23 protein-coding genes and 2 riboswitches are annotated in these 22,394 nt (G+C 31.8%); of the genes, 6 read left to right on the forward strand and 17 right to left on the reverse strand.

The window, feature by feature from the left end:
* Nucleotides 1-254 precede the first annotated feature (254 nt).
* From thrS to KSU54_RS14780, 3 genes are all read right to left on the reverse strand, one after another.
* Nucleotides 255-1,988 (reverse strand): threonine--tRNA ligase, encoded by a 1,734-nt coding sequence (gene thrS / locus KSU54_RS14770; RefSeq protein ID WP_003537936.1) that lies wholly within the window; start codon nt 1,986-1,988, stop codon nt 255-257.
* Between the two features lie 283 nt (nt 1,989-2,271).
* A complete protein-coding gene (locus KSU54_RS14775) occupies nt 2,272-2,508 on the reverse strand; it encodes a hypothetical protein (RefSeq protein WP_224209093.1) in 237 nt (78 codons plus the stop codon).
* Nucleotides 2,509-2,579: 71 nt separating this feature from the next.
* Nucleotides 2,580-3,305, reverse strand: a complete 726-nt coding sequence (locus KSU54_RS14780; RefSeq protein ID WP_003537934.1) for a pseudouridine synthase — start codon at nt 3,303-3,305, stop codon at nt 2,580-2,582.
* Between the two features lie 159 nt (nt 3,306-3,464).
* Here KSU54_RS14780 and KSU54_RS14785 point away from each other — a divergent pair, with 159 nt between their 5' ends.
* The 4 genes from KSU54_RS14785 to KSU54_RS14800 all read left to right on the forward strand — a co-directional run bounded on the left by KSU54_RS14785 (nt 3,465) and on the right by KSU54_RS14800 (nt 8,291).
* Nucleotides 3,465-4,988: a 4Fe-4S dicluster domain-containing protein gene (locus KSU54_RS14785; RefSeq protein WP_003537932.1), complete on the forward strand. Its 1,524-nt coding sequence runs from the start codon at nt 3,465-3,467 to the stop codon at nt 4,986-4,988.
* Between the two features lie 931 nt (nt 4,989-5,919).
* Nucleotides 5,920-6,045: riboswitch (FMN riboswitch) on the reverse strand.
* 171 nt (nt 6,046-6,216) lie between these two features.
* Nucleotides 6,217-7,224: a D-alanyl-D-alanine carboxypeptidase family protein gene (locus KSU54_RS14790; RefSeq protein ID WP_008792996.1), complete on the forward strand. Its 1,008-nt coding sequence runs from the start codon at nt 6,217-6,219 to the stop codon at nt 7,222-7,224.
* Nucleotides 7,217-7,789 carry a nucleoside recognition domain-containing protein gene (locus KSU54_RS14795; RefSeq protein ID WP_003537927.1) on the forward strand — a complete coding sequence of 191 codons (573 nt, stop codon included), beginning with the start codon at nt 7,217-7,219 and terminating at the stop codon, nt 7,787-7,789. Before KSU54_RS14790 ends, KSU54_RS14795 begins: the two co-directional genes overlap by 8 nt.
* Nucleotides 7,782-8,291: a hypothetical protein gene (locus KSU54_RS14800; protein WP_003537924.1), complete on the forward strand. Its 510-nt coding sequence runs from the start codon at nt 7,782-7,784 to the stop codon at nt 8,289-8,291. The genes KSU54_RS14795 and KSU54_RS14800 overlap by 8 nt, the downstream gene beginning before the upstream one ends.
* Before the next feature lie 78 nt (nt 8,292-8,369).
* Here KSU54_RS14800 and KSU54_RS14805 read toward each other — a convergent pair whose 3' ends face one another.
* From KSU54_RS14805 to KSU54_RS14870, 14 genes are all read right to left on the reverse strand, one after another.
* Nucleotides 8,370-9,743, reverse strand: coding sequence for a sodium-dependent transporter (locus KSU54_RS14805; protein WP_003537923.1), 1,374 nt, complete (start codon nt 9,741-9,743; stop codon nt 8,370-8,372).
* A 113-nt stretch (nt 9,744-9,856) separates the two neighbouring features.
* Nucleotides 9,857-10,021, reverse strand: a complete 165-nt coding sequence (locus tag KSU54_RS14810) for a hypothetical protein (protein ID WP_003537922.1) — start codon at nt 10,019-10,021, stop codon at nt 9,857-9,859.
* 182 nt (nt 10,022-10,203) lie between these two features.
* Nucleotides 10,204-11,592, reverse strand: coding sequence for a D-2-hydroxyacid dehydrogenase (locus KSU54_RS14815; protein ID WP_003537921.1), 1,389 nt, complete (start codon nt 11,590-11,592; stop codon nt 10,204-10,206).
* A 9-nt stretch (nt 11,593-11,601) separates the two neighbouring features.
* Nucleotides 11,602-13,065 (reverse strand): metallophosphoesterase family protein, encoded by a 1,464-nt coding sequence (locus KSU54_RS14820; RefSeq protein WP_003537920.1) that lies wholly within the window; start codon nt 13,063-13,065, stop codon nt 11,602-11,604.
* Between the two features lie 73 nt (nt 13,066-13,138).
* Nucleotides 13,139-14,524: an asparagine--tRNA ligase gene (gene asnS / locus KSU54_RS14825; protein WP_008792993.1), complete on the reverse strand. Its 1,386-nt coding sequence runs from the start codon at nt 14,522-14,524 to the stop codon at nt 13,139-13,141.
* A gap of 55 nt (nt 14,525-14,579) precedes the next feature.
* The gene (locus tag KSU54_RS14830) at nt 14,580-15,209 is read right to left on the reverse strand and encodes a redox-sensing transcriptional repressor Rex (protein ID WP_003537918.1); all 630 of its coding nucleotides are present in this window, start codon (nt 15,207-15,209) and stop codon (nt 14,580-14,582) included.
* The gene (gene tsaD / locus KSU54_RS14835; protein ID WP_003537917.1) at nt 15,202-16,236 is read right to left on the reverse strand and encodes a tRNA (adenosine(37)-N6)-threonylcarbamoyltransferase complex transferase subunit TsaD; all 1,035 of its coding nucleotides are present in this window, start codon (nt 16,234-16,236) and stop codon (nt 15,202-15,204) included. Before tsaD ends, KSU54_RS14830 begins: the two co-directional genes overlap by 8 nt.
* A 2-nt stretch (nt 16,237-16,238) precedes the next feature.
* The gene (gene rimI / locus KSU54_RS14840; RefSeq protein WP_003537916.1) at nt 16,239-16,682 is read right to left on the reverse strand and encodes a ribosomal protein S18-alanine N-acetyltransferase; all 444 of its coding nucleotides are present in this window, start codon (nt 16,680-16,682) and stop codon (nt 16,239-16,241) included.
* Complete coding sequence (gene tsaB / locus KSU54_RS14845) at nt 16,676-17,278, reverse strand: tRNA (adenosine(37)-N6)-threonylcarbamoyltransferase complex dimerization subunit type 1 TsaB (protein WP_003537915.1); 603 nt, start codon at nt 17,276-17,278, stop codon at nt 16,676-16,678. Before tsaB ends, rimI begins: the two co-directional genes overlap by 7 nt.
* Nucleotides 17,275-17,724, reverse strand: coding sequence for a tRNA (adenosine(37)-N6)-threonylcarbamoyltransferase complex ATPase subunit type 1 TsaE (tsaE, locus tag KSU54_RS14850; protein ID WP_003537914.1), 450 nt, complete (start codon nt 17,722-17,724; stop codon nt 17,275-17,277). The genes tsaB and tsaE overlap by 4 nt, the downstream gene beginning before the upstream one ends.
* Before the next feature lie 9 nt (nt 17,725-17,733).
* Nucleotides 17,734-18,267, reverse strand: a complete 534-nt coding sequence (locus KSU54_RS14855; protein WP_003537913.1) for a DUF402 domain-containing protein — start codon at nt 18,265-18,267, stop codon at nt 17,734-17,736.
* 94 nt (nt 18,268-18,361) lie between these two features.
* Nucleotides 18,362-18,910 (reverse strand): energy-coupled thiamine transporter ThiT, encoded by a 549-nt coding sequence (locus KSU54_RS14860; protein ID WP_003537911.1) that lies wholly within the window; start codon nt 18,908-18,910, stop codon nt 18,362-18,364.
* Between the two features lie 74 nt (nt 18,911-18,984).
* A riboswitch (TPP riboswitch) is annotated at nt 18,985-19,086 on the reverse strand.
* Nucleotides 19,087-19,124: 38 nt separating this feature from the next.
* Nucleotides 19,125-19,382, reverse strand: coding sequence for a hypothetical protein (locus KSU54_RS14865; protein WP_003537909.1), 258 nt, complete (start codon nt 19,380-19,382; stop codon nt 19,125-19,127).
* Between the two features lie 245 nt (nt 19,383-19,627).
* A complete protein-coding gene (locus KSU54_RS14870; RefSeq protein WP_003537908.1) occupies nt 19,628-20,224 on the reverse strand; it encodes a recombinase family protein in 597 nt (198 codons plus the stop codon).
* Nucleotides 20,225-20,490: 266 nt separating this feature from the next.
* Here KSU54_RS14870 and KSU54_RS14875 point away from each other — a divergent pair, with 266 nt between their 5' ends.
* A complete protein-coding gene (locus KSU54_RS14875; protein ID WP_003537907.1) occupies nt 20,491-21,681 on the forward strand; it encodes an acetate/propionate family kinase in 1,191 nt (396 codons plus the stop codon).
* 38 nt (nt 21,682-21,719) lie between these two features.
* Nucleotides 21,720-22,385 (forward strand): YoaK family protein, encoded by a 666-nt coding sequence (locus KSU54_RS14880; protein ID WP_003537906.1) that lies wholly within the window; start codon nt 21,720-21,722, stop codon nt 22,383-22,385.
* Nucleotides 22,386-22,394: the final 9 nt, after the last annotated feature.

Here is a 22,394-nt window from a genome sequence, read left to right on the forward strand (position 1 = left end):
AAATATAAGAAAACTGGAGCAGGATATATTTCCCCTCCAGTTTTAGTATAGAGCCCGTTCCACCAACATCCATTGCTAAATAATATTTCATCTTTTTATCCCTCTTTTCAATATTTTAATTATATCACATCTATATCTTTCTTCGAAATATAAATAATGTAAATTTATTCTAATAATTTTAATTACGCAGCTATAAAATAGAAGTTTATCAAACCAAAAAGAACACTTAGCAAATTTAATTTGCTAAGTGTTTACTATTTTTTATCAACAATCTGCTGATTTAGCATTGCGACAAAATCATCAAATGGAACAGTAATTTGTTTTTGCTCTCCATGTTTACGATATGTAACAGTTTTTTCATCACGTTCATTATTACCTAATACTAATAAATAAGGTACCTTTTCCATTTGTCCCTCACGAATTCGATAACCCAATTTTTCTTCACGAGCATCCAGTTCAACTTTAAAGCCTTTATCCTTTAATAACTCAGTTACTTCTTTAGCATAGTCTAAATGATACTCATTATTAACCGGCAATACTTTAACTTGAACAGGTGCCAACCATAATGGGAACACACCAGCAAAATGCTCAATTAAAATTCCAATAAATCTTTCAATCGATCCAAAGATAACACGATGCAGCATAACTGGACGAACTTTTTCACCTTTATCATCAATATAAGTAATATCGAATCTCTCTGGTAAATTCATGTCTAATTGAATTGTTCCGCATTGCCAAACTCTCCCTAATGAATCTTTAACATGGAAATCGAGTTTTGGTCCATAGAAAGCACCATCTCCAGGATTTACTTTATAATCCTTACCTGCTGCTTTACAAGCGGCAGCTAAAGCAGCTTCACTTTTTTCCCAGATTGCTAAATCACCAATATATTTCTTCTCGGGACGGGTAGATAATTCAATTTCATAACTTAAATTTAAGCTTCCATAAACACGATCAATGAAATTAATCAACCTTATAATTTCACCTTCAATTTGATCAGGTGTCATATAGATATGTGCATCGTCTTGAGTAAAAGTACGTACTCTAAATAAACCATTCAAGGCTCCACTAGCTTCATGGCGATGAACTTGACCTAGTTCACCCATTCTTAATGGTAAATCTTTGTATGAATGTAAGGAATTTTTATATACTAACAAACTTCCTGGACAGTTCATAGGCTTAATTGCAAATTCACGGTCATCAACCATACTAGTATACATATCTTCTTTATAATTTTCCCAATGACCACTAGTTTCCCATAATTCACGTGACATCATAATTGGTGTTTTAATGAATTCATATCCTTCTTTAGCATGTTCTTCGTACCAGAATTGTTCTAAAGTATTTCTTAAAATCATTCCTTTCGGTAAGAAAAATGGCATCCCAGGAGCGTATTCACTCATCATAAATAATCCTAGTTCTTTACCTAGCTTCTTATGATCCCGCCGTTTTGCCTCTTCCAATAATTCAAGATGTTTAGCTAAGTCTTCAGAAGTTTCAAAACAAACACCATAAATTCTTTGTAGTACCTTATTTTCTTTGTCACCCTTCCAATACGCACCTGAATGTTTAGTCAATTTAAAGTTCTTACAAGCTTTAACTGTTTCAACATGCGGACCTCTACATAAATCAACAAAATCTCCTTGACGATAACAACTAATAGTTGTATCATTTTCAAAATTATTGATCAAATCTATTTTATATTCATCATCTTTGAACATTTCTAAGGCTTCTTCTTTAGAAATTTCTTGGCGAGTAATACGTTTGCCATCTTTACAAATCTTTTTCATTTCTTTTTCGATTTTAGGAATATCCTCATCTTTGATTACATCATTTCCTAAATCAACATCATAATAGAATCCTTCACTAACAACTGGACCAACCCAAAATTTAGCTTGAGGATAAAGATGTTTAATTGCTTGTGCCATTACATGAGCACAAGAGTGATTTAATACACTTAGTTTTTCGTCTTCTTTAAAATCAATCATTATTTTTCTCCTTTACTGTTTTTTAATAAAAAAACTCTCATCCAAAGGACGAGAGTATCGTGGTACCACCTTAATTTGTTATCGAAATAACCTCAAAGCTATAACGCACTACCGACATTCTCTTTCGAGTGTTGCATATTAGGGAGTACCTAAATAACCTTATCAAGACTTGCACCACCCGTCTTTTCTCTGAATCAAAGTATTATCTAGACATATCCTAAATCATCGCATCTATTTACTATACTAATTCTACTCATTTATTGATTAAAGTCAACTAATTTGTTTATTTAACTTTTTCGTCTTGTTTTAAATTATAAGCCATCCGAATATTTTCGGTTTCTTTTTTTAATGCCTTATAAACAAACTTTGATGGCATCTTATTAAACATTGTCACTGTGTCACACTTGATACAATATAAAGCTTGAATCCCCCGTACATTTATTCGTTTGATCCAATCACCCTCGGCTTTGCATATTCCACATTCAATTTTATTTTGTGGTTCAACTATTTGTATTCTCATTTTCATCACCCAAAATACAGTATGCACCAAACAAATTAAAATAATTGTCAAAATAAATACGGATAAGTGATCTACTTATCCGTATTAACTAATTTTTTTAGATCTTTTACTTCTTGCGGTTTTAAAATACGATATCTTCCTGGTGTTAGCCCTTTTAAATTAATTCCACCAATACTTACACGATGCAATCTTTTAACCGGATGTCCTACACTCTCAAACATTTTCTTAACTTGTCGGTTTTTACCTTCTACTAACTTTATTTTCAGCATTGTGGTTTTATGTTCGGTATCTTTGTCAACGACTTTAATCTTACATGGTAAAGTTTTAACCCCTTCTAAATAAACACCCTTTTCCAGTTTATTTAAAGTTGGTCCAGTAATTAAACCTTTAATAGATACTTCATAAATCTTTTCTAAATGTGAACGAGGATGCATAATCATATTAGCAAATTCTCCATCATTAGACATAATAATTAATCCCGTTGTATCAAAATCTAGTCTTCCAACTGGATAAATTCTTTCTTTAACTTCAGTAAAATAATCTGTAATAATAGGTCGGTCAAATTCATCATCTAAAGTACAAACACACCCTTTAGGTTTATAAAAAACATAATATACTTTATTTTCACCAACCAACGGCTTTCCTTCAACTGTAATTAAATCTCCCTGTTTTACTTTGGTTCCTAATTCAGTAACGACTTTGCCATTTACTTCAACTTTTCCTTGAACGATCAAATCTTCCGCTTTTCTTCGCGAAGTATAACCACTTGCCGCAATTGCTTTTTGTAATCTTTCCATGTCTTTTCACCTACTTCGTAATCATTATACTGAATTGTCAATTAAAAGCAACCAATTATCTTACGAATAACTTATTTTTATATAAATATCCTACAGTTCACTTTTATAAACTTGCACTTTGGAGTAAAATATAGTTATAAATAATATGGAGGAAACACTATGAGAGGAATTTATTCATCATTAACTAAAATTCGACGTAAAGTTTTTGTTGAAGTTGCAAAGTTAGCCTATGAGGGGAATGATTATAGTCGTATCGAAAATTTACCCTATAAAGTAATTCCTGGAGAAGTCGCAACTTATCGTGACAGTATTTTTTTGGAACGGGCTATTGTCGGTGAAAGAATTCGTTTAACGATGGGATTATCATTGCGCCCTATTGATGAACCAGCACCAATATCTAAAGGGATTGAAGAAAGTATTATTGCCGACAAATATTACGAACCACCATTAATCAACATTATTAAATTTGCCTGTAATAAATGTCCAGAAAAGAAATTTGAGGTCAGTAGTGGCTGCCAGGCCTGTTTAGCGCACCCATGTATCGAAGTTTGTCCTAAAAATGCAATCAGCTTTAAAGACGGGAAAGCATATATTGATCAAGATAAATGTATTAAATGTGGTCTTTGTAAAACTAATTGTCCATATGATGCAATTTTAAAAAGAGAAAGACCATGTGCTAAGGCTTGTGGAATGGATGCTATTGAAACTGATGAATATGGTAATGCCCACATTAATTATGATAAATGCGTCTCTTGTGGAATGTGCTTAGTTAGCTGTCCCTTTGGGGCCATTGCTGATAAAAGTCAAATTTTCCAATTAATTCAAGCAATTAAGGCCGGCGATGAAATTATTGCAGCAGTAGCTCCTGCATTTATTGGACAATTTGGTCCTAAAGTCACACCAGAAGTTTTAAAAAAAGCAATGCAGCAATTAGGTTTTAAGGATGTGGTTGAGGTTGCCATTGGGGCTGATTTATGTACAATTGATGAAGCAAAGGACTTTTTAGAAAAAGTACCTGCTCAGCAACCGTTTATGGCAACATCATGTTGTCCTTCTTGGTCAATGATGGCCAAAAAAGAATTCCCGGAATTTAAATCTTATATATCAATGGCTTTAACACCAATGGTATTAACCGCTCGTTTGATAAAAGAAAAACATCCTAATAGCCGAGTTGTTTTTGTAGGGCCATGTGCAGCAAAAAAACTAGAAGCTTCTAGAAAATCAGTACGAAGTGAGGTTGATTTTGTTTTAACATTTGAAGAAATTGGCGCAATGTTTGAAGCTAAAGGCATTGATTTTGCTTCTTTAAAACCAGATGAAGCTGATCCATTTACTCAGGCTAGTAGTGATGGTCGCGGTTTTGCCGTTAGCGGTGGGGTTGCTAAAGCAGTCGTAAATTGTATTAAAGCTAAAGAGCCTGAACGTGAAGTATTAGTGGAATCAGCAGAAGGATTAGCAAATTGTAAAAAAATGCTTAAATTAGCAAAAAGTGGTAAATATGACGGTTATCTACTTGAAGGTATGGCTTGTCCCGGTGGTTGTGTTGCTGGAGCTGGAACTTTATTACCAATCACTAGAGCTACAACCGCAGTAAAAAAATATACCAATAGTTCTGATAAACTTAATGCCAATGATTCTAAATATAAAGATTATTTGGAACGACTAATTGAAGAATATAAATAAAGTCTAAAATTTAATGATATAATCCCTTGTCGAACGACAAGGGATTATTTGTTTTTTTAGCCTTTAATCACATTTTTTATTGTAACTGTTTTTATTCAAAATCAATAAAAGTTTGAAAAGTAAAATGATTTTCATTTTCATCCCAAATTTCAACGAACTTAGGTGTAGCCTCAATTAAAATCTCTGTTTTTCATAACTATACGCATTGTAATTTTGTCATAAATACTGACGATATAACTGCTCAAATTTACGTCCCAGTTTTTCAATCACTAAGCCTATATTTTTCGTCAGCCCTTCTATTTGAATTCTTCCATTGCATAATGCAACTTGAGGATTTTTAAATAATTGTTGAGTTTTTCTAAAATTTTTATCTGTTTTAAAATAAACAACTAATATTACGAACCGTTACATAATCATCTACACTAGTCGCTAATACATAATTTTCCAATTTCCTAATTTTTTAAAAAATAAAACAGCTCCATCTTCAAAAATCACCTCTCTTTTCTTTTAGTCACCTGTATGATGATGAATTATAGTACTTAGTTTTTTATATACCAATAATGTAATCAAATATACAATAATACTTTTAATTAAATTAAAGAGAACAACTCCTACATTAATAATAATTTCAACCCACGTTCCTTTAAAAGTAACAATTTTAGTTTTATCATAACGATAGATCAAGGCTGCTGGTTAAACCAAAGCAATACTTAACCATAAAACTTTGTAATTCACCTGTAAACATAAGCTGTATCAAAATATAAAAATGGTGGTATTAAAGGTAATGGGAATCAAAATACCATCAGCATCGCCTATAATGCCCCTAAAATTGCGTTCAACACTAATCACCTTGTCTTTCCTCTTTTCAACTTTCTTCCTCCTAAAATAAAAAACCGAAAACATAATAAAATGCCTTCGATAGAATTCTAGAAAATGTCTTTTCTCATCTGAACTTTAACCGTCGATATTAGAATTTTACTAACTCAGCCATATTATAAAATATGGGTCATGAACTGTAACCATCGGTAGGGATTCTCCTCATGCCACAAAGACTAATATTAAATTTTAGGTTATTGAAACAAATTCAATGCTTATAGTTATATATCTTACCTAGATTTAATACAATTAATATTATAATTACAAATATTAGGATATTTTGACAGTTTTATTTTCTACTCTAAAACTTCTATTTTTCCAAGTTCAACATATGTTTAAAGGGGTGAAGAAAATGAAATTAGGATTAATTATAAGTTTAATGATGACACTAGTAAATACAAACGTCAGTGCTGTACCCTTCCAAGGAAAAAGTTATATTGTCATGGAAGCTAGTCATCAAATCGTAATCGAAGGCAGTAATCAAGATTACATTCAGAGCGTTGCTTCAATTTCAAAAATTATGACCTGTATTATTGCGATTGAAAACATGGAACTTGATACTATCATTACAGTTGATGATACAATAAATAAAGCCTGGGGAAGTGGTGTCTATATACATATAGGTGATAAAATCAGTCTACGTGACTTACTATATGGTTTGATGCTTAGAAGTGGCAACGATGCTGCTGTAATGATTGCTAAAGCAGTTGGTAAAGAAATTCCAAAATTTGTTGATATGATGAATGACAAAGCAAAAGAACTTCAGTTGCATAGCACAACTTTTTCTAATCCAACAGGTTTAGATGAAGAAGATAACGGGAATCAATCCACTGTTTATGATATGGCACGATTAATGGCCTATTGCCATCAAAATCCAATTTTTAATGAAATTGTCAGTACTAAAGAATACAAACGCGAAGACGGTAATGGGACTTGGCATAACAAAAATAAATTATTAACCAACTATGAATATTGTATTGGTGGAAAAACTGGTTTTACCAAAAAAGCACGACGAACCCTAATTACCATGGCTCGTAAAGATGATCTTGATTTAATTATTGTTACTTTTAATTGTGGAAATGATTTTGAATTTCATCAAAAGAAATTTGAAGAATGTTATGCTAATTTAAAAGCAACTAAAATATTCTCAAAAGGTATCGTTGAATTTAAACAACAACAGTACTATTTAGACTTTGATGTCTATGTTAATAAAAAACCAACTGATAAAGTTGAAGTTTCATTAAATAATAATGAAATTGTAATTTTATTAAATAACCAGCCAATTGCTAAACAAAAAGTTGTTCCATACAATTACTTTTTAGGTTTCAAAATGGTCCTGAAGGATTTATTCTATGGCTAAAGTTTTTAAATTTGGTTTAATTTTCTTTGTGATAATTGCTTTTTGCACTAATAATCAAAATAAAATGTTTGAAGCAATTTTAAGTTCACCACAACAAGTTTTTGACTTAATCAAAGTAATCGTTTTAAGTGCTTGTCTTTGGAATGGATTTTTAAATATTATTAAAGCTTCGGGACTTATTAAACAATTATCGTTTTTACTTAAGCCGATTTTAAAACTTATCTATGGTAATACGGTCGAAGATGATCAAGTTTATCTATATCTCTCAACTAATTTTATTGCTAATTTATTAGGAGTTGGTTCTTTGGCTTCTATTAGTGGTTTAAAAGCAATGCAATCTCTGACAAAATACCAACGTGATCCAAAGACTCCATGCAAAGAAATGATGCTTTTAGTTATTTTAAACACTACTGGCCTTTCAATCATTCCTACAACAATGATGACGTTAAGACAAAGTTATGGCAGCCACGACATCCTTGGCTTCTTTGGCTATAGTCTTACTATTGGTTTCGTCATTACAATCGTCGGTATTATTGCAAGTAAGGTGATTGAACATTATGGATAGTGTAATCTTAATTATCATTTTAATAGCTCTAGTCGAAGCAAGTTTTAAACACGTTGATATTTTTAATGAATTTATCGAAGGGGTAAAGGAAGGCAGTAAACTCCTAATTACTTTATTTCCAACAATGATGGCTTTTACACTATGGGTCACATGTTTTCAGTATTGCGGCCTAATTGAACTACTAGAAATCGGTTTTAAGAGTATTTTTGCTATTTTGAATATTCCTATTGATATCTTTATGATGATGATTGTTAGACCATTTTCTTCAAATGGATCACTAACTATTTTAAATAATATCTTTTTAAAGTATGGGGTTGATCATCCTTATAGCATTCTTGGCTCCATTATTCAGACAGGCAGCGATACTACATTTTATGTTGTAACCTTGTATTTTGGCAGTATAAAACTTCAAAATAATCGATACGCCTTAAAATTAGGTCTTTGGCTTGATGCGATTGCTTGCCTTCTTGCAACTATTGCATATTTACTCTTTATCGGTTAGAACAATCAAATATTATCAAAATTCAACAAATAACTTGCATAAAAGGTGTTACTTAAAGCAACACCTTTTATCAAACAATTATTTAATGAAAAACGTATAATATCCTTGAATAAATATAAAAATAATCACACAAGGAAGAATAAATTTTAAATAATTTTTTGTCCATTTTGGGAATTTAATTCCTGTTCCTGTATTAGCTTCTTGGAGAAAACCATCAAATCCCCAGCCATAACGACATGTGCAAAATAACAAATACGCTAATGAACCAAGTGGCAGGAAATTATATGTAACCAAGAAATCTTCAAGATCTTGAATTGTTGTTCCGATACCAAATGGAGTAATATCACTAAGAATATTAAAGCCAAGGGCACAAGGTAAAGATAAAATTAAAATAATAATAAAATTAACTACAACTGCTTTTTTACGACTCCAATTAAATAAATCCATCCCAAATGAAATAATATTTTCAAATACTGCAATTATAGTTGATAAAGCTGCGAAACTCATAAAGACAAAAAATAAGCATCCCCATACTTGTCCTAACCACATTTCATTAAAAATGCTAGGCAACGTAATAAATACCAGACCCGGTCCACTTTCAGGATTTACTCCAAAAGCAAAACATGCGGGAAAAATAATTAAGCCTGATAATAATGCCACTAACGTATCTAAAGTACATACACTTATTGTCTCACCAAATAAACGCCGTTCTTTGCCAATATAGCTTCCAAAAATAGCAATTGCCCCAATTCCTAAACTTAAAGTGAAAAATGCTTGTCCCATTGCAGCAAAAATAATCTCTAAAAGACCATATTGTTTAATTGCCGCTAAATTAGGAATTAAGTAAAACGCCAAACCGTCTCTACCACCAGGTAAAGTAACAGCACGTATCACCAAAATCAAAATAATAATTAATAATGAACTCATCATGATCTTAGTAATCTTTTCTACACCATTTTGAAGGCCCAAGGAACAAATTCCAAATCCCAAAACAACCACTACAATCATCCAGAATACTTGCATAAATGGATCTTGGAGCGAATTATTAAATATATCTCCAACTTGTGCTGGAGTAATACCGTTAAAGTCACCTTTTATCATTTTAAAAAAATAAGCAATCATCCAGCCTCCGACGGTTGTATAAAACATCATCAACATATAATTTCCAGCCATTTGAAATTTTCCAATTGCACCCCAAAATTTTCTCTTAGGTACCAGCGAATGAAATGCTAATGCCGCACTTTTTTGGCTTGCACGTCCGACTGCAAATTCCATTGTCATAATTGGTGCTCCTAAAGCAATTAAAAAAAATAAATAAATTAATACAAATAGTGCCCCACCATATTGACCAACAACATATGGAAAACGCCATACATTTCCAAGTCCAATCGCGCACCCTGCTGATATCAAGATAAAACCTAATCTTGATGAAAATTTTTCTCTTTCTTTCATGAAATTAAACCCTTCTATTAATATTTCTTAATAATTCTAGCTTAGTTAAACATGAAATGCAATAAATTGTTTTTAAATCAAAACAAACTCTCATCGAAAGATGAGAGTTTGAATTAGGCATAGTTTGCTTTATTAACACTTACATATTTCCAATATGAGCGATATTTTCCTTTGCAGGCAATTACAGGATAATTAGAATAACCAAATTCTCTTGCAATTGTTCCTTTAGGAACCTTATTTACATGTGTTAATTTTCCATCTACTACAGCATATTTCATTTTTAGTTCCTCCTTTATTTACACTTATATTATAAACAAAGAAAAGACTTTATGCATTTTTATTATGCAGTTTAAATCCTATAAAAAGGTTTTAAAATCAATAAATCAAAAAAATGGAAATAGCAAAGCTATCTCCAATATATGATAAAAGAAGCGAATCTTTCACCACGACTAGAACTAAATTATAACATATTACAAACGTTTCGTAAATTATTTGTTTTAAATCCTTCAATATTTAAACAAACCTCTTCAATCACACGATTACGAGTTTCAATTGGTGCCCAGGCAATATGTGGTGTCATTATTAATTTTGTTGCATCTTTGATTTCTAATAAGGGACTGTTGCAACAGAATGGTTCATTTTCAAAAACATCTAAGCCAGCTCCTGCTAAGCGATGTTCTTTTAATGCCTCAACTAAATCTGCTTCATTTACAATTTTTCCTCTTCCAACATTAATTAAATATGCTGAATCCTTCATTTTTGCGAAAACTGATTGGTCAAAAAGATTTTCTGTTTGACTATTTAAAGGTGCATGAATACTAATAATGTCACTTGATTCCAGTAATGTATCAAAATCAACCTGTTGATAATTTTGCTGGTTATTTTTTCCACTTGTAGAATAATATTGAACCTGACAGCCAAATGCGGTTGCAATTTCAGCAACTTTACGGCCAATATCGCCCATTCCAACGATTCCCCAAGTTTTACCAGTCAATTCGTGGAAAGTGTATCCTAAATGGGTAAACATAGAGCTTGATGCATAATTACCGCTCTCAACATAATTATGGTAATAATGATTTTTATTGTATAAATCTAATAATAAAGCGAATGTATGTTGTGCTACTGCATTTGTTGAATAGCCTTTAACATTGCATACGGTTATACCGGCAGCCTTACAATATTCAAGATCAATATTATTAACACCTGTCGCAGTAACACAAATAAGTTTTAATTTATGAGCATCTTTTAACTGTTCCTCTTTCAATATATGCTTATTAGTAATTACAACACTCGCATCTTTAATCCGCTCAGGAACCTCACTAACTTGACTTTGATGATATATTGTTACATCACCATATCGATTTAATTTGCTGACATCAATATCACTACCCAGTGTCTCACTATCCAAAAAGACAATCTTAAAATCACTTTTCATCATTGTAACTACTTCATCAAAACCTTTTCCTTGTATCATTTTTCCTAAAATAATAGCTTCATTTAAATCAAGAATTTTTGATGGTCGACAATTTCCGCTCATTACACCATCATTGATTTGAAAATCAAGATCTTTATTTAATAAAGAAATTCCTAAACTGCGACTCGTTACCTCTTCTAATTCTTCAACACTATTTAGAATTTGATTAACAAATTCAGAATTTTTTTGAATACAAGCCCTAATACAACTACTAAAATCTTTGCTTATCTTTACCTCTTCTCTAAAAATATCATCAAATAATAATGGTAAAACAAGATTATAAAGATCCATCGGTACAGCTCCATAACCTTTAGTAAAGCAATACAATAAAGCACTCCCTAATTTTTCATCTTTCATTCCATCTACTAACTTCATTTTTCTCTCCTAAAAAATATTTATAACTATTCTTTGACGGTCTTGCATCGTCATATCATCATAAATGATAAAACAGTATTTAAATCGTTTATAACGATGGTCATATTTTAATACATTATAACTTAAATATCGACTCTTTGATTCTTTTGCTCCACTGCCACATGAAGAACCAGCAGCAATCACATACATCCCTTCTTGACTGCTAAAAAATGGTAAATGTTTATGACCATGCAAAACATACTGAATTTGGTGTTTTCTTAACCATTCTACTAAATCACGGCTGTCTACTAATGCCTTAGAACTATCCATAATTTTCCCAACAAAAATCTTTTCACGCCATTTTTGCTTTAAAAAATCATCACGGGTAATTGGAAACAGATGATGATGCAGCATTGCAACAATTGTATAATCTCCTAAATTTTTAATAGCAGCAAGCTCTTCATCAATATTGTTTAATTGTTTCATTCCAACTTTACCACGCGCTAAATTACCTTCTACAGTTGAATCAATCTTAATTAAAACAATCTTTTCTTCTTCAAATACTTTAATGCTTTCATTTAACAAAAAGGCGATTACTTTACTTTTCTGACGCTTAAAAATATTAAAACCATTAACAATTACATCATGATTTCCTAAAATAAAGGAAACATCTGCATTATAACGATTTTTTAACCCTTTCATAAACCCTGATGCCTCATACATATTTTTTCGATTTGGTGAATTCATTAAATCCCCCGTAATCAAAAACTTTAAAGGATAATAAGAACGTAGCTGTTTAACAGTTTGATCAAGACTATCTTCAAGTGCCAAACGACCGATATTCTTCTTTTTGCTACCAAGGTGTAAATCACTTAGCTGCACAAAAAAGCTATCATAAGGACTTAAATATCGAATTGAAAAAATTGTATCATGTTCAATTTTAAAAATGACTTCTTCAATGTCCTGAGTAGTATAAATAGGAACAAATGCACACTCATCACCTTTAAAAATTAAAAATCCAGGCCAGCGATCAATTTGATATAAGGCCGTAACAAAATGTTTAAAAGGTCCATAAAATGATAAATCTTCTTTTTTTAATAGATTATGACAATTTAAAACCCTAATATTATCACTGTCTAAATCATCCACAATCTGATTTGAGGTTAAATACGCATTAATTGGCTCACTATAATCAAAACTTGATAATACTACGATCTGATATTTATTACGTTCTGTATTAATATACTCTTTTAATTCTTCTAAATGAGTCGGATCCATTTTTTCCATGATTTGTTCAGCATTTTTAGCTTTACTAAAAGCTAAAAACATATCATAACCAATATTTTCAATGGCTTTTAAATTAATACCACGTTTACGCATCCATTTTCTCAACTGGCATAAACCACGATATTCGTCAAGAATGCGACTAAAATAAGTTATGCTATCATCAAAAATTAAATTTAGATAAGCATTTATTAAATCATACTCATTCATTATTTGATCGCCTCCTTATCTATTATTATAACCCATTCAAAGCAAAAGCCTATATAAAATATAGGCCTTTTTGTTAAAATTTTAAATTTCTTGGTGTTCTTGGGAAAGGTTCAACATCACGAATATTTTGCATTCCAGTTAAATACATTAAGAAACGATCAAATCCTAAACCGAATCCCGCATGTTTACAGCCACCATAGCGACGTAAGTCCATATACCATTGTAAACCATCTTTAGACATTCCTTTTTCATCCATGATTCTTTCAAGAACATCATATCTTTCTTCACGTTGACTTCCTCCAACTAATTCTCCAATTCCTGGAACCAATAAATCACAAGCAGCCACTGTTTTATTATCATCATTTAAACGCATATAGAAAGCCTTGATTTCTTTTGGATAGTCTGTCAAGAAAACTGGTCCTTTAACAACCTGTTCACAAATATAGCGCTCATGTTCACTATTTAAATCCATTCCCCATGAAACTTTATTTTTAAATTTAACATCTGCTTTTTCTAAAATTTCAATTGCTTCAGTGTATGTCATCCGTTTGAAATCACTGTTTTTAACTTTAGTAATTCGATTGATGCAATCTTTATCAATCATTGAAGCAAAGAATTCCATTTCCGCAGGAGCATTATCTAAAACGTAATCGATACAATATTTAACCATATCTTCAATTAAATCCATATCATCCTCTAAATCAGCAAAAGCAATTTCAGGTTCAATCATCCAAAATTCACTAGCATGGCGAGAAGTATTAGAGTTTTCTGCTCTAAATGCAGGACCAAATGTATAAACATCTCTAAAAGCCATTGCAAAAGCTTCAACATGTAATTGACCAGTAACTGTTAAGAAAGCCTCTTTTTCAAAGAAATCATCTTCAAAATTAGTTCCATCAATAGTTGTTGCTCTAAACATTTCTCCGGCCCCTTCACCATCGTTTCCAGTGATAATTGGTGTATGAACATAAACAAACCCTTGTGATTGGAAAAATTCATGAATAGCCATTGATAAAACACTGCGCAATCTAAAAATTGCATAGAAAGTGTTCGCACGAGGTCTTAAATGCGGTATTTCACGCATGTATTCGAATGAATGACGTTTCTTTTGTAACGGAAAATCTTCATCACATTTACCTTCGATTTCAATCTCAGTTGCTTCAACTTCAAATGGTTGTTTTCCTTCAGGTGTCAACTTTAATTTTCCAACTACTCGAATTGAACTACCAGTAGATAATTTATCGATTTCTTCATAGTTAGAAATTTCTGCTTCTGTATATACAACTTGTAAATTTTTGAAGTATGTACCATCATTTAGAGCAATAAATCCCAATTTCCCATTGTTACGATTAGTTCGAACCCATCCCTCAAGTTCAACATATTCGTAACCTTCTAAATCCATCATTTGGTTACTTAAAAACATTTCATATAGTTCTCTAACCGTTATAAATTCAAACATATTAATCCTCCTAGTTTTTCCTATTATATACTTTATTTTATCCATTATTCAAGTATTATTGACGATTTGAATCCATCTTAATAACTAATTCTTGAATTGCTACAACAACATCTACCTGTTGTACCTCGACTCCTTCACGAACTGTAAAATGTGTATGTGTAAAATCAACGATACCTTTAATTCCTAAATCCATTAAACGATCAACTGTTGGTTGAACGTTTTCAGAAATAGCCAAGATTGCAATTTTACAGTCTTTAGGAAAAGTTTTTTCTAAATCATCAATATTATAGAGTTTAACACCAAAACGCTCTCCCTCTTTATTTTTATCTTGATCATAGCCGCAGACAATTTTTCCCACCGTATATTGCCAACGGTTATATTTTAAAATTGCACTACCAAGATTTCCGATACCAATCAAAATAATTGATTCGTCTAGTCCTAATCCTAATACCTCACTTAATCCGTCAATTAAATGTTTTACATCATAACCTTTACCACGTTGGCCAAAATTATCTGTCTTTGATAAATAAGTAAAATCTCTACGAATCGTCGTATCTTGAATACCTGTTAAACTAGATAATTCGCTTGATAAACAATTTTCTTTACCTTCATGCTGCATTTTTCTTAAAGCTTTAAGATAAACAGGATAACGAGACATTGTAGCGTTTGATATTTTTTTATCCATTTTGATTTCCCCCGCTAACCGATTCATTTTCTAAATCTAAATTTGGCTTAATCCCTAATGACAAATCACTAAATAATTTCAAATCGTACATCTGTTTTGCTGCTAAAGCAATCATCATTGCGTTATCAGTACAACAACTCATTGGCGGTAATAATAATTCTACTCCATCTAATTGGCCAACCGCTTCACCCATCGCATTTCGCAATCCACGATTAGCACTCACGCCTCCTGCCATTAATACTTGTTTAATACCATATTCTTTAGTAGCACGTATTGTTTTATTGACTAAAACCGATAAAACCACATCTTGAAAAGAGGCAGCTAAATCTTCTTGATTGATTTCTTCATTTCGCTGCATCGCTTTGTGATTTAAATTAATTACAGCAGATTTTAATCCACTAAAACTAAAATTATAGCTTTCATCATCCAAAGGCACTGGTAAATTATAAGTATGATTACCTTTAGCAGCCATTTTATCGATTATAGGTCCCCCGGGATATGGTAAATTTAAAACTCGTCCCACTTTATCATATGCTTCTCCAACAGCATCATCAAGGGTTTGCCCAATTACTTCAAATTTAAAAGGAGCTTTTAATAAGACAAGTTCACTATGACCACCACTAACAACTAAACAAAGACTTGGATAGATAATATTTTGAACATAGTTATTGGCATAAATATGTCCAGCAATATGATGTACTCCAATCAATGGCTTATGATAAGCCATTGCAATCGTTTTAGCGGCCTGTAAACCGATATGCAAAGACCCAACTAACCCCGGTCCTTTAGTTACCGCAATAGCATCAATTTCATCAATCGTAACGTTAGCCTTATTCAAAGTTTCTTTTAATACTAGCGAAACACATTCAACATGTTTCCTACTTGCAATTTCTGGCACTACTCCACCATACATCGCATGAACATCAATCTGTGAGGCCACGACACTACTAAGAAATTCTCGTTCATCTTTTAAGATTGCCATAGCCATCTCATCACAACTTGATTCAATTGCTAAAATAAGTGACACCGTTATTCCTCCATTTCTTTTACCATCAAATACGCATCTTCATGATTATCCTGATAGTAATTTTTTCTTGTTGCGGCAATTTTAAAGCCACATTTTTGATATAAACTAATTGCTTTAGTATTAGAAACTCGGACTTCTAAATTAATATTCGAATAGCCTAAATGCTTTGTAATTTCATCACATTTAGTCATTAATATTTTAGCATAGCCTTTTCCTTGGAACTCTTTTCTAACACCGATAGTTGTTATTTGAGTTTGGTCTCCTAGTGTCCACATTCCTATATAACCAACAATTATATTATTATCTTCCAAAATCAAAATTGATGAAAAAGCATTTTTTTCTAATTCATATTTAAAAGCTTCTTCATTCCATGGCGAACTAAATAAATCATGCTCTAACTTTACAACTTCTTCAATATCACCTAAATCCATCCGTCTGATTAACATATTTTTTTCGCCTCAACATCTTTTAAATAATGAGGAACAAGATTATCAATATTTTGACAATAATCAACACTTTTACCAGCTTGATAAATACAATCACTTAAATCGAGTTTAACTTTGTTAATTCCGACTAAATCACTATCACCAATCACTTGAAAATCAGGATATTGTTCTTTAAAATTAGCAAAATCATCAATCAACATGATTTGATCATCAATTATGGCCTGATTATGCTCATATACCCCAACAAAAATCTTTTTGCTTCGAGCATCAATTACACTGATTGCCTTAGAAGCTCCAGCATAACCATGTAACGAAGAAACTGCCTTGATTTTTATTTTTGAAATTGCTGCCAAAGTTTTGGCAATCGTCAAAGCGACCCGTTGACCAGTATAAGAACCAGGACCAATCGTAATTATCATTTCATCCACATTTAAAACTTCCCAATGATGTTTTTTCAACATTTCATCAAGATGTGTTAAAGCGTACTCAGATTGCCGCCGATTTCCATCTGCTTGATACTTATCAATACATTGATCATCTTCGTATAAGCCAATAACTAAATAAGCATTTGATGTATCCATTACAATTGTCTTCATGTTAAAGCCTCCACAACTTGAGCGTATTTTTCACTATTTGTTTTAAAGACAAATTCGCGAATATTTTCATCAATTTTTTTTATTTCAATTGTTAAACGGTCTACCGGTAAAATATCTTCAATAAAATTAGCCCATTCAACAACACAAACATCATCACTATCAAAAATTTCTTCAAATCCTAAATCATCATCCTGTCCTTCTAAACGATAAGCATCAAAATGTGATAAATTCAAGCGACCTTGATATTGTTTTAAAATGGTAAAAGTAGGACTATTAATAACCTTGGTAATCCCTAATCCTTGACCAATTCCTTTGGTAAAGGTTGTCTTCCCGGCTCCTAAGTCGCCACTTAAAGTCAATAGCATATTTGGTTGTAATAACAAGCCTAAACGATTACCCAAAGCAATCGTTTCTTCAAGGTTATTTACTTTAATTACTTTTTCCATTGTATTCTCCTATCCTTGTGTCAAATCTTCATATACATGATACCAATGTTTCGTAAAATCTTCACTAAACGGTCCTTCACGTTTCGTTGCTAAATCAATTAGCAGTTCTAATTGTTTTTTTAATATTCTATCCAATTCTTTTGAATAATTCATCTGTTTAGCATGTTGCTTATACTCTTCTTCATCTAAAACCCGATAGTTATTATCTGGGAATACTTTTAAATCTAGATCATAATCAATATATTTCAATGCCTCACCATCATATAAAGTTGGTGAAGCAATATTACAATAATAATAAACTCCTGTTTTACGAATCATACAAATCACATTGTACCACTTATTTTTAGGAAAATAACAGATGGCAGGCTCTCTTGTATGCCACATTCGACCATCAGATTCAGTTACTAAGGTGCGATTATTGATTGCAATAAAATGATCATCATTTTCATCTAAGATGAATCCTTTGGCCCAGCATCGATGAATACTTCCATCGTGCTTATAACAGTGAATTAATACTTTTTTTCCTACCAGAGAATCTGACATCTTTTACTACCTCTCTTTATAACAGTACTATTATACACAAATTACTATCCTTTTTAAAGACAGAAGAAAAGAAAAGTAGCAAGCTACTTTTCTTTTACAGTTTAATCGAATTATTTAATCGTGGATATATTAAGGCAAATCCGATGTAGCAAATAATTAAAGTTGGTAGGCAATAGGCTAAATTATAACCAAATGAATACCACCATGGATTCATTCCCTCAGGAGCATATGCTCCAAACAGCCATGCTCCAGATAAATAATGTGAGATAAACTTAAGAATCATTACAACAATAATTCCAGGATAAACTACATGACCTTTAATCTCAAAGTTTTTAAAAAATGATGCTATACCAATTACAGCTAGTGGAATTAAATAATCTAAAAATAATGACCATGGCCCCCAATATGTAGCCAACCCTAAAACAAAATGCAGTCCACAGCAGCAGGCTCCAACAACAATACCGTAATATCCACCTAATAAATATGAGGCTAATAGGATCGGTACTAATGACAGCGTAATACTTCCTCCCTGAGGCTGTCCCGGAACGACTTTAAAAGCTAATTCTAAAACTACTTGTAAAGCCATAAACATCGCCATATAAGCAATTGTTTTGGTTGTAATCTTAAATGTTTTGTTTTTCATATTTGTTTTTCCCCTTCCTTATGAAAGAGCCTAACAAAATTAAAAAATGCTTCTTTGCGAACGCAAAAAAGCAAACAATTTTAAATTTGCTCTCTCTACGCTGGCATTACCCAGTTCAGATGATAAGGGATCAGGCTTATGCCCTTCTCAGCAATTTTGCACCCCTGGCTCGTATACTATTATAGATTATCTTATTATAATATCAAGAAAAAAATCATTTTATTGATATTTCTGTAGCTTCTTTTTTAATATAGTAATCCAATAAGATGTTTTTTCCTTCTGCTGCCGAATTAAAAGAATCTAAATTACCAGTAATATACCTTACTGCTTCTTGCCATTCAGACAAAGCGTATGTTTCAGCTCTTAATTCATTTAAAAACTGTAACTGTTCATGGTCAAGCGATAATCTTCCTCTTAAATCAGAAATATAGGTACACTGCATAATATCGGCTATTTTTTCAAGTAGACCCATCGCTTTTCTCCTTTTCTAAAATAAAATATATGCGTTTCTCTCCCTAAACGCATATACCGAAATTCATATGCTTTTATTGCATATAGAGAACGATAAATCAGAGATTATCAAGCATCTATTATGCGGTCAAAATTCGTAATAAAATATTATAAAATAACAAATTTCACACTATAAAAACATATATATTATTTTAATACATTTGAACGATATTGTCTACCTTTTAAGGACAAATAAATGTACTAATGTTATTTTCCATGAGCCCATCTTAAAAAAGTATCCTGTGAAACGCCTAATTCTTTAGCAGCCTGCCGTGAAGCAATTAAATTTTGTTGCCATTGATGCTTCAAAATTTCAAAATTTTCGGGAATTTCTTTGCGAGGGCGTCCAAATCTCACACCACGCATTCGTGCTGCTTCAATCCCTTCTCTTTGACGCTGACGAATATTTTCACGCTCTGTTTGAGCAACGTAAGAAAGAATCTGTAGAACCAAGTCTGCCACGAATGTTCCCGTTAAATTATCACCAGTACTCCGTGTATCTAATAATGGCATATCCAAAACAACAATATTTACATTTTTTTCTTTAGTGATTTTACGCCATTGGTTTTGTATTTCTTCATAATCACGTCCCAACCGATCGATTGATTTAATAACGATTGTATCTCCAGCACGAATTTTCCTTAATAATTTTTGATATTGCGGCCGATTAAAATCTTTCCCGCTTAATTTATCAAGATAAATTTGTTTCCTTGACATTGGATAATTCTCCAAGGCAATCATTTGCCGATCCTCATTTTGTTCTCTTGTTGAAACTCTTGCATAACCATACACTTTGTTTTCCATAATCTTCTCCTTTATAATAAATTATTTCTTCTACAAGTGCAGTATTGCCTAAACTCGTTCAATATTTCGACAATACAACATTTATAAAAAATATTTTTATATTTTATCTAACTTTAAAGTTAAAAATCTACCTATTAATAATAATTTGTATTCTTTTTATCCAATGATTAAAAAAATCTATATTAAAATTAATAAACGTAATGCTTTTATCTAGAAATTTTACAAAATGATGATATAATGACGATAGATTAAGGAGGCTTTATAAAATGGCAAAAATTATTTCTGTAAATGCAGGTAGTTCTTCATTAAAGTTTCAATTATTTGAAATGGATGACGAATCTGTAATTACATCTGGAGTAATCGAAAGAATTGGATTAGAAGATTCAATCTTTACGATTAAATATCAAGGAAAAAAGACTGTTACAACTAACCCAATTAAAGATCATAAAGTTGCAGTACAACTTTTATTAGATACTTTAATTGAAAAAGGAATTGTAAAAGAGTTAAATGAAATCAAAGGTGTTGGGCATCGTGTCGTTCAAGGGGGATCATACTTTGATTCTTCAGCAATCATTGATGAAGATGTTGTTAGTAAAATTGACGAATTAAAATCATTAGCACCATTACATAATCCCGCTCATTTAACTGGATATTATGCATTTAAGGAAGCAATCCCTGAAGCTGGAGCTGTAGCTGTATTTGATACTGCTTTTCACCAAACTTTAGATCCTAAATGCTATATTTATCCAATTCCATATAAATATTATACAGACTATAAAGTACGTAAATATGGTGCTCACGGAACTAGTCATTTCTATGTTTCTCAACGAGCAATCGAAATGCTTGGAAATCCTGAACATTCCAAAGTTATTGTGGCTCATTTAGGAGCTGGTGGATCTTTAACAGCTGTTAAAGACGGTAAATCAGTAAATACTTCAATGGGATTCACTCCACTTGCAGGAATTATGATGGGAACTCGTAGTGGTGACGTCGATCCTTCTGTAATCGATTATTTGATTGAAGAAGTTGGAATGGACATGAAAGAAGTTATTACGATGTTAAATAAAGAATCTGGACTACTTGGTATTTCTGGTGTGTCAAGTGATTTTAGAGATGTTCAAAATGCTGCTTTAGAAGGTAATGAAAGAGCTCAACTTGCAATCGATATTTTCTATCGTCGTGTTATTGCTTATATTGGTCGTTATTTTATTGCATTAGGTGGTGTTGATGCAATTTGCTTTACTGCAGGAATTGGTGAAAATTCATTCTTTGCAAGAAAAGGAATTTGTGATTTATTAAAAGATGCTTTAGGTATCGAACTTGATGAAGATGCAAATGTTAATGGTCAAGGAGATCGTTTAATTAGTACTCCTAATTCAAAAGTAAAAGTATTCGTTATCCCAACTAATGAAGAATTAGTAATTGCTCGCGATACAAAACGTCTACTAAACTTATAAAATAAACATGTAGCATTCCTGCTACATGTTTTAACGTGATGAAAATTAAAAATTTTTTAAAAGCAACGATTCATGAATCACTTTTAACAGGAATCTTGCTTGCTATCGTTGGGGGCTTTTTAGATATTTATACCTATCTTCTAAAAGGCAATGTTTTTGCTAATGCCCAAACTGGAAACATGGTTCTTATGGGACTTAAAATCGCTGAGCAAAACTATTTAGGTGCTTTATATTATTTATTACCAATATCAGCTTTCTTTTTAGGTATTGTTATTAGTGAATACATTAAGCATCGTTTAAGTAATGTCCAATATGTTGAATGGCAACATTTAATCTTAATTATTGAAATTATTATTCTGACGATCATTGCATTCATCCCTAAAGAGATTCCCTATAGTGTTTGCAACGTAACAATTGGTCTAGTTTGTTCTTTACAAGTAAATACATTTAGAACAACTAATGGTTTACCGTATGCCTCGACAATGTGTACTGGGAATTTGAGATCTGCCGGTCAAAAACTATCAGCATATTTATTCGCTCATGATAAAGATGCGTTACATCATTGTTTTCGCTATTTGATCATTATCTTCTTTTTTATCATTGGAGCCATTATTGCTACAGGTTTAATTAATATTTTTGGACAATGTGCGCTGTTATTTTGTTGTATATTACTTTTGATAACTCTACTCATTTTAGTTTATTAGCCTACTTGT

The organism is Erysipelatoclostridium sp. MSK.23.31, assembly GCF_019125875.1.
GTDB lineage: Bacteria > Bacillota_I > Bacilli_A > Erysipelotrichales > Coprobacillaceae > Thomasclavelia > Thomasclavelia ramosa.

Coding starts and splice junctions, on each gene's coding strand:
- KSU54_RS14790 (WP_008792996.1), top strand. CDS start 6,217: ATGAAATTAGGATTAATTATAAGTTTAATGATGACACTAGTAAATACA.
- KSU54_RS14795 (WP_003537927.1), top strand. CDS start 7,217: ATGGCTAAAGTTTTTAAATTTGGTTTAATTTTCTTTGTGATAATTGCT.
- KSU54_RS14830 (WP_003537918.1), bottom strand. CDS start 15,209: ATGGATAAAAAAATATCAAACGCTACAATGTCTCGTTATCCTGTTTAT.
- rimI (WP_003537916.1), bottom strand. CDS start 16,682: ATGTTAATCAGACGGATGGATTTAGGTGATATTGAAGAAGTTGTAAAG.
- KSU54_RS14780 (WP_003537934.1), bottom strand. CDS start 3,305: ATGGAAAGATTACAAAAAGCAATTGCGGCAAGTGGTTATACTTCGCGA.
- KSU54_RS14870 (WP_003537908.1), bottom strand. CDS start 20,224: ATGGAAAACAAAGTGTATGGTTATGCAAGAGTTTCAACAAGAGAACAA.
- KSU54_RS14815 (WP_003537921.1), bottom strand. CDS start 11,592: ATGAAGTTAGTAGATGGAATGAAAGATGAAAAATTAGGGAGTGCTTTA.
- KSU54_RS14875 (WP_003537907.1), top strand. CDS start 20,491: ATGGCAAAAATTATTTCTGTAAATGCAGGTAGTTCTTCATTAAAGTTT.
- tsaE (WP_003537914.1), bottom strand. CDS start 17,724: ATGGAAAAAGTAATTAAAGTAAATAACCTTGAAGAAACGATTGCTTTG.
- KSU54_RS14800 (WP_003537924.1), top strand. CDS start 7,782: ATGGATAGTGTAATCTTAATTATCATTTTAATAGCTCTAGTCGAAGCA.
- thrS (WP_003537936.1), bottom strand. CDS start 1,988: ATGATTGATTTTAAAGAAGACGAAAAACTAAGTGTATTAAATCACTCT.
- KSU54_RS14865 (WP_003537909.1), bottom strand. CDS start 19,382: ATGGGTCTACTTGAAAAAATAGCCGATATTATGCAGTGTACCTATATT.
- KSU54_RS14855 (WP_003537913.1), bottom strand. CDS start 18,267: ATGTCAGATTCTCTGGTAGGAAAAAAAGTATTAATTCACTGTTATAAG.
- KSU54_RS14785 (WP_003537932.1), top strand. CDS start 3,465: ATGAGAGGAATTTATTCATCATTAACTAAAATTCGACGTAAAGTTTTT.
- KSU54_RS14775 (WP_224209093.1), bottom strand. CDS start 2,508: ATGAGAATACAAATAGTTGAACCACAAAATAAAATTGAATGTGGAATA.
- tsaB (WP_003537915.1), bottom strand. CDS start 17,278: ATGAAGACAATTGTAATGGATACATCAAATGCTTATTTAGTTATTGGC.
- KSU54_RS14805 (WP_003537923.1), bottom strand. CDS start 9,743: ATGAAAGAAAGAGAAAAATTTTCATCAAGATTAGGTTTTATCTTGATA.
- KSU54_RS14860 (WP_003537911.1), bottom strand. CDS start 18,910: ATGAAAAACAAAACATTTAAGATTACAACCAAAACAATTGCTTATATG.
- KSU54_RS14810 (WP_003537922.1), bottom strand. CDS start 10,021: ATGAAATATGCTGTAGTAGATGGAAAATTAACACATGTAAATAAGGTT.
- KSU54_RS14880 (WP_003537906.1), top strand. CDS start 21,720: ATGAAAATTAAAAATTTTTTAAAAGCAACGATTCATGAATCACTTTTA.
- asnS (WP_008792993.1), bottom strand. CDS start 14,524: ATGTTTGAATTTATAACGGTTAGAGAACTATATGAAATGTTTTTAAGT.
- KSU54_RS14820 (WP_003537920.1), bottom strand. CDS start 13,065: ATGAATGAGTATGATTTAATAAATGCTTATCTAAATTTAATTTTTGAT.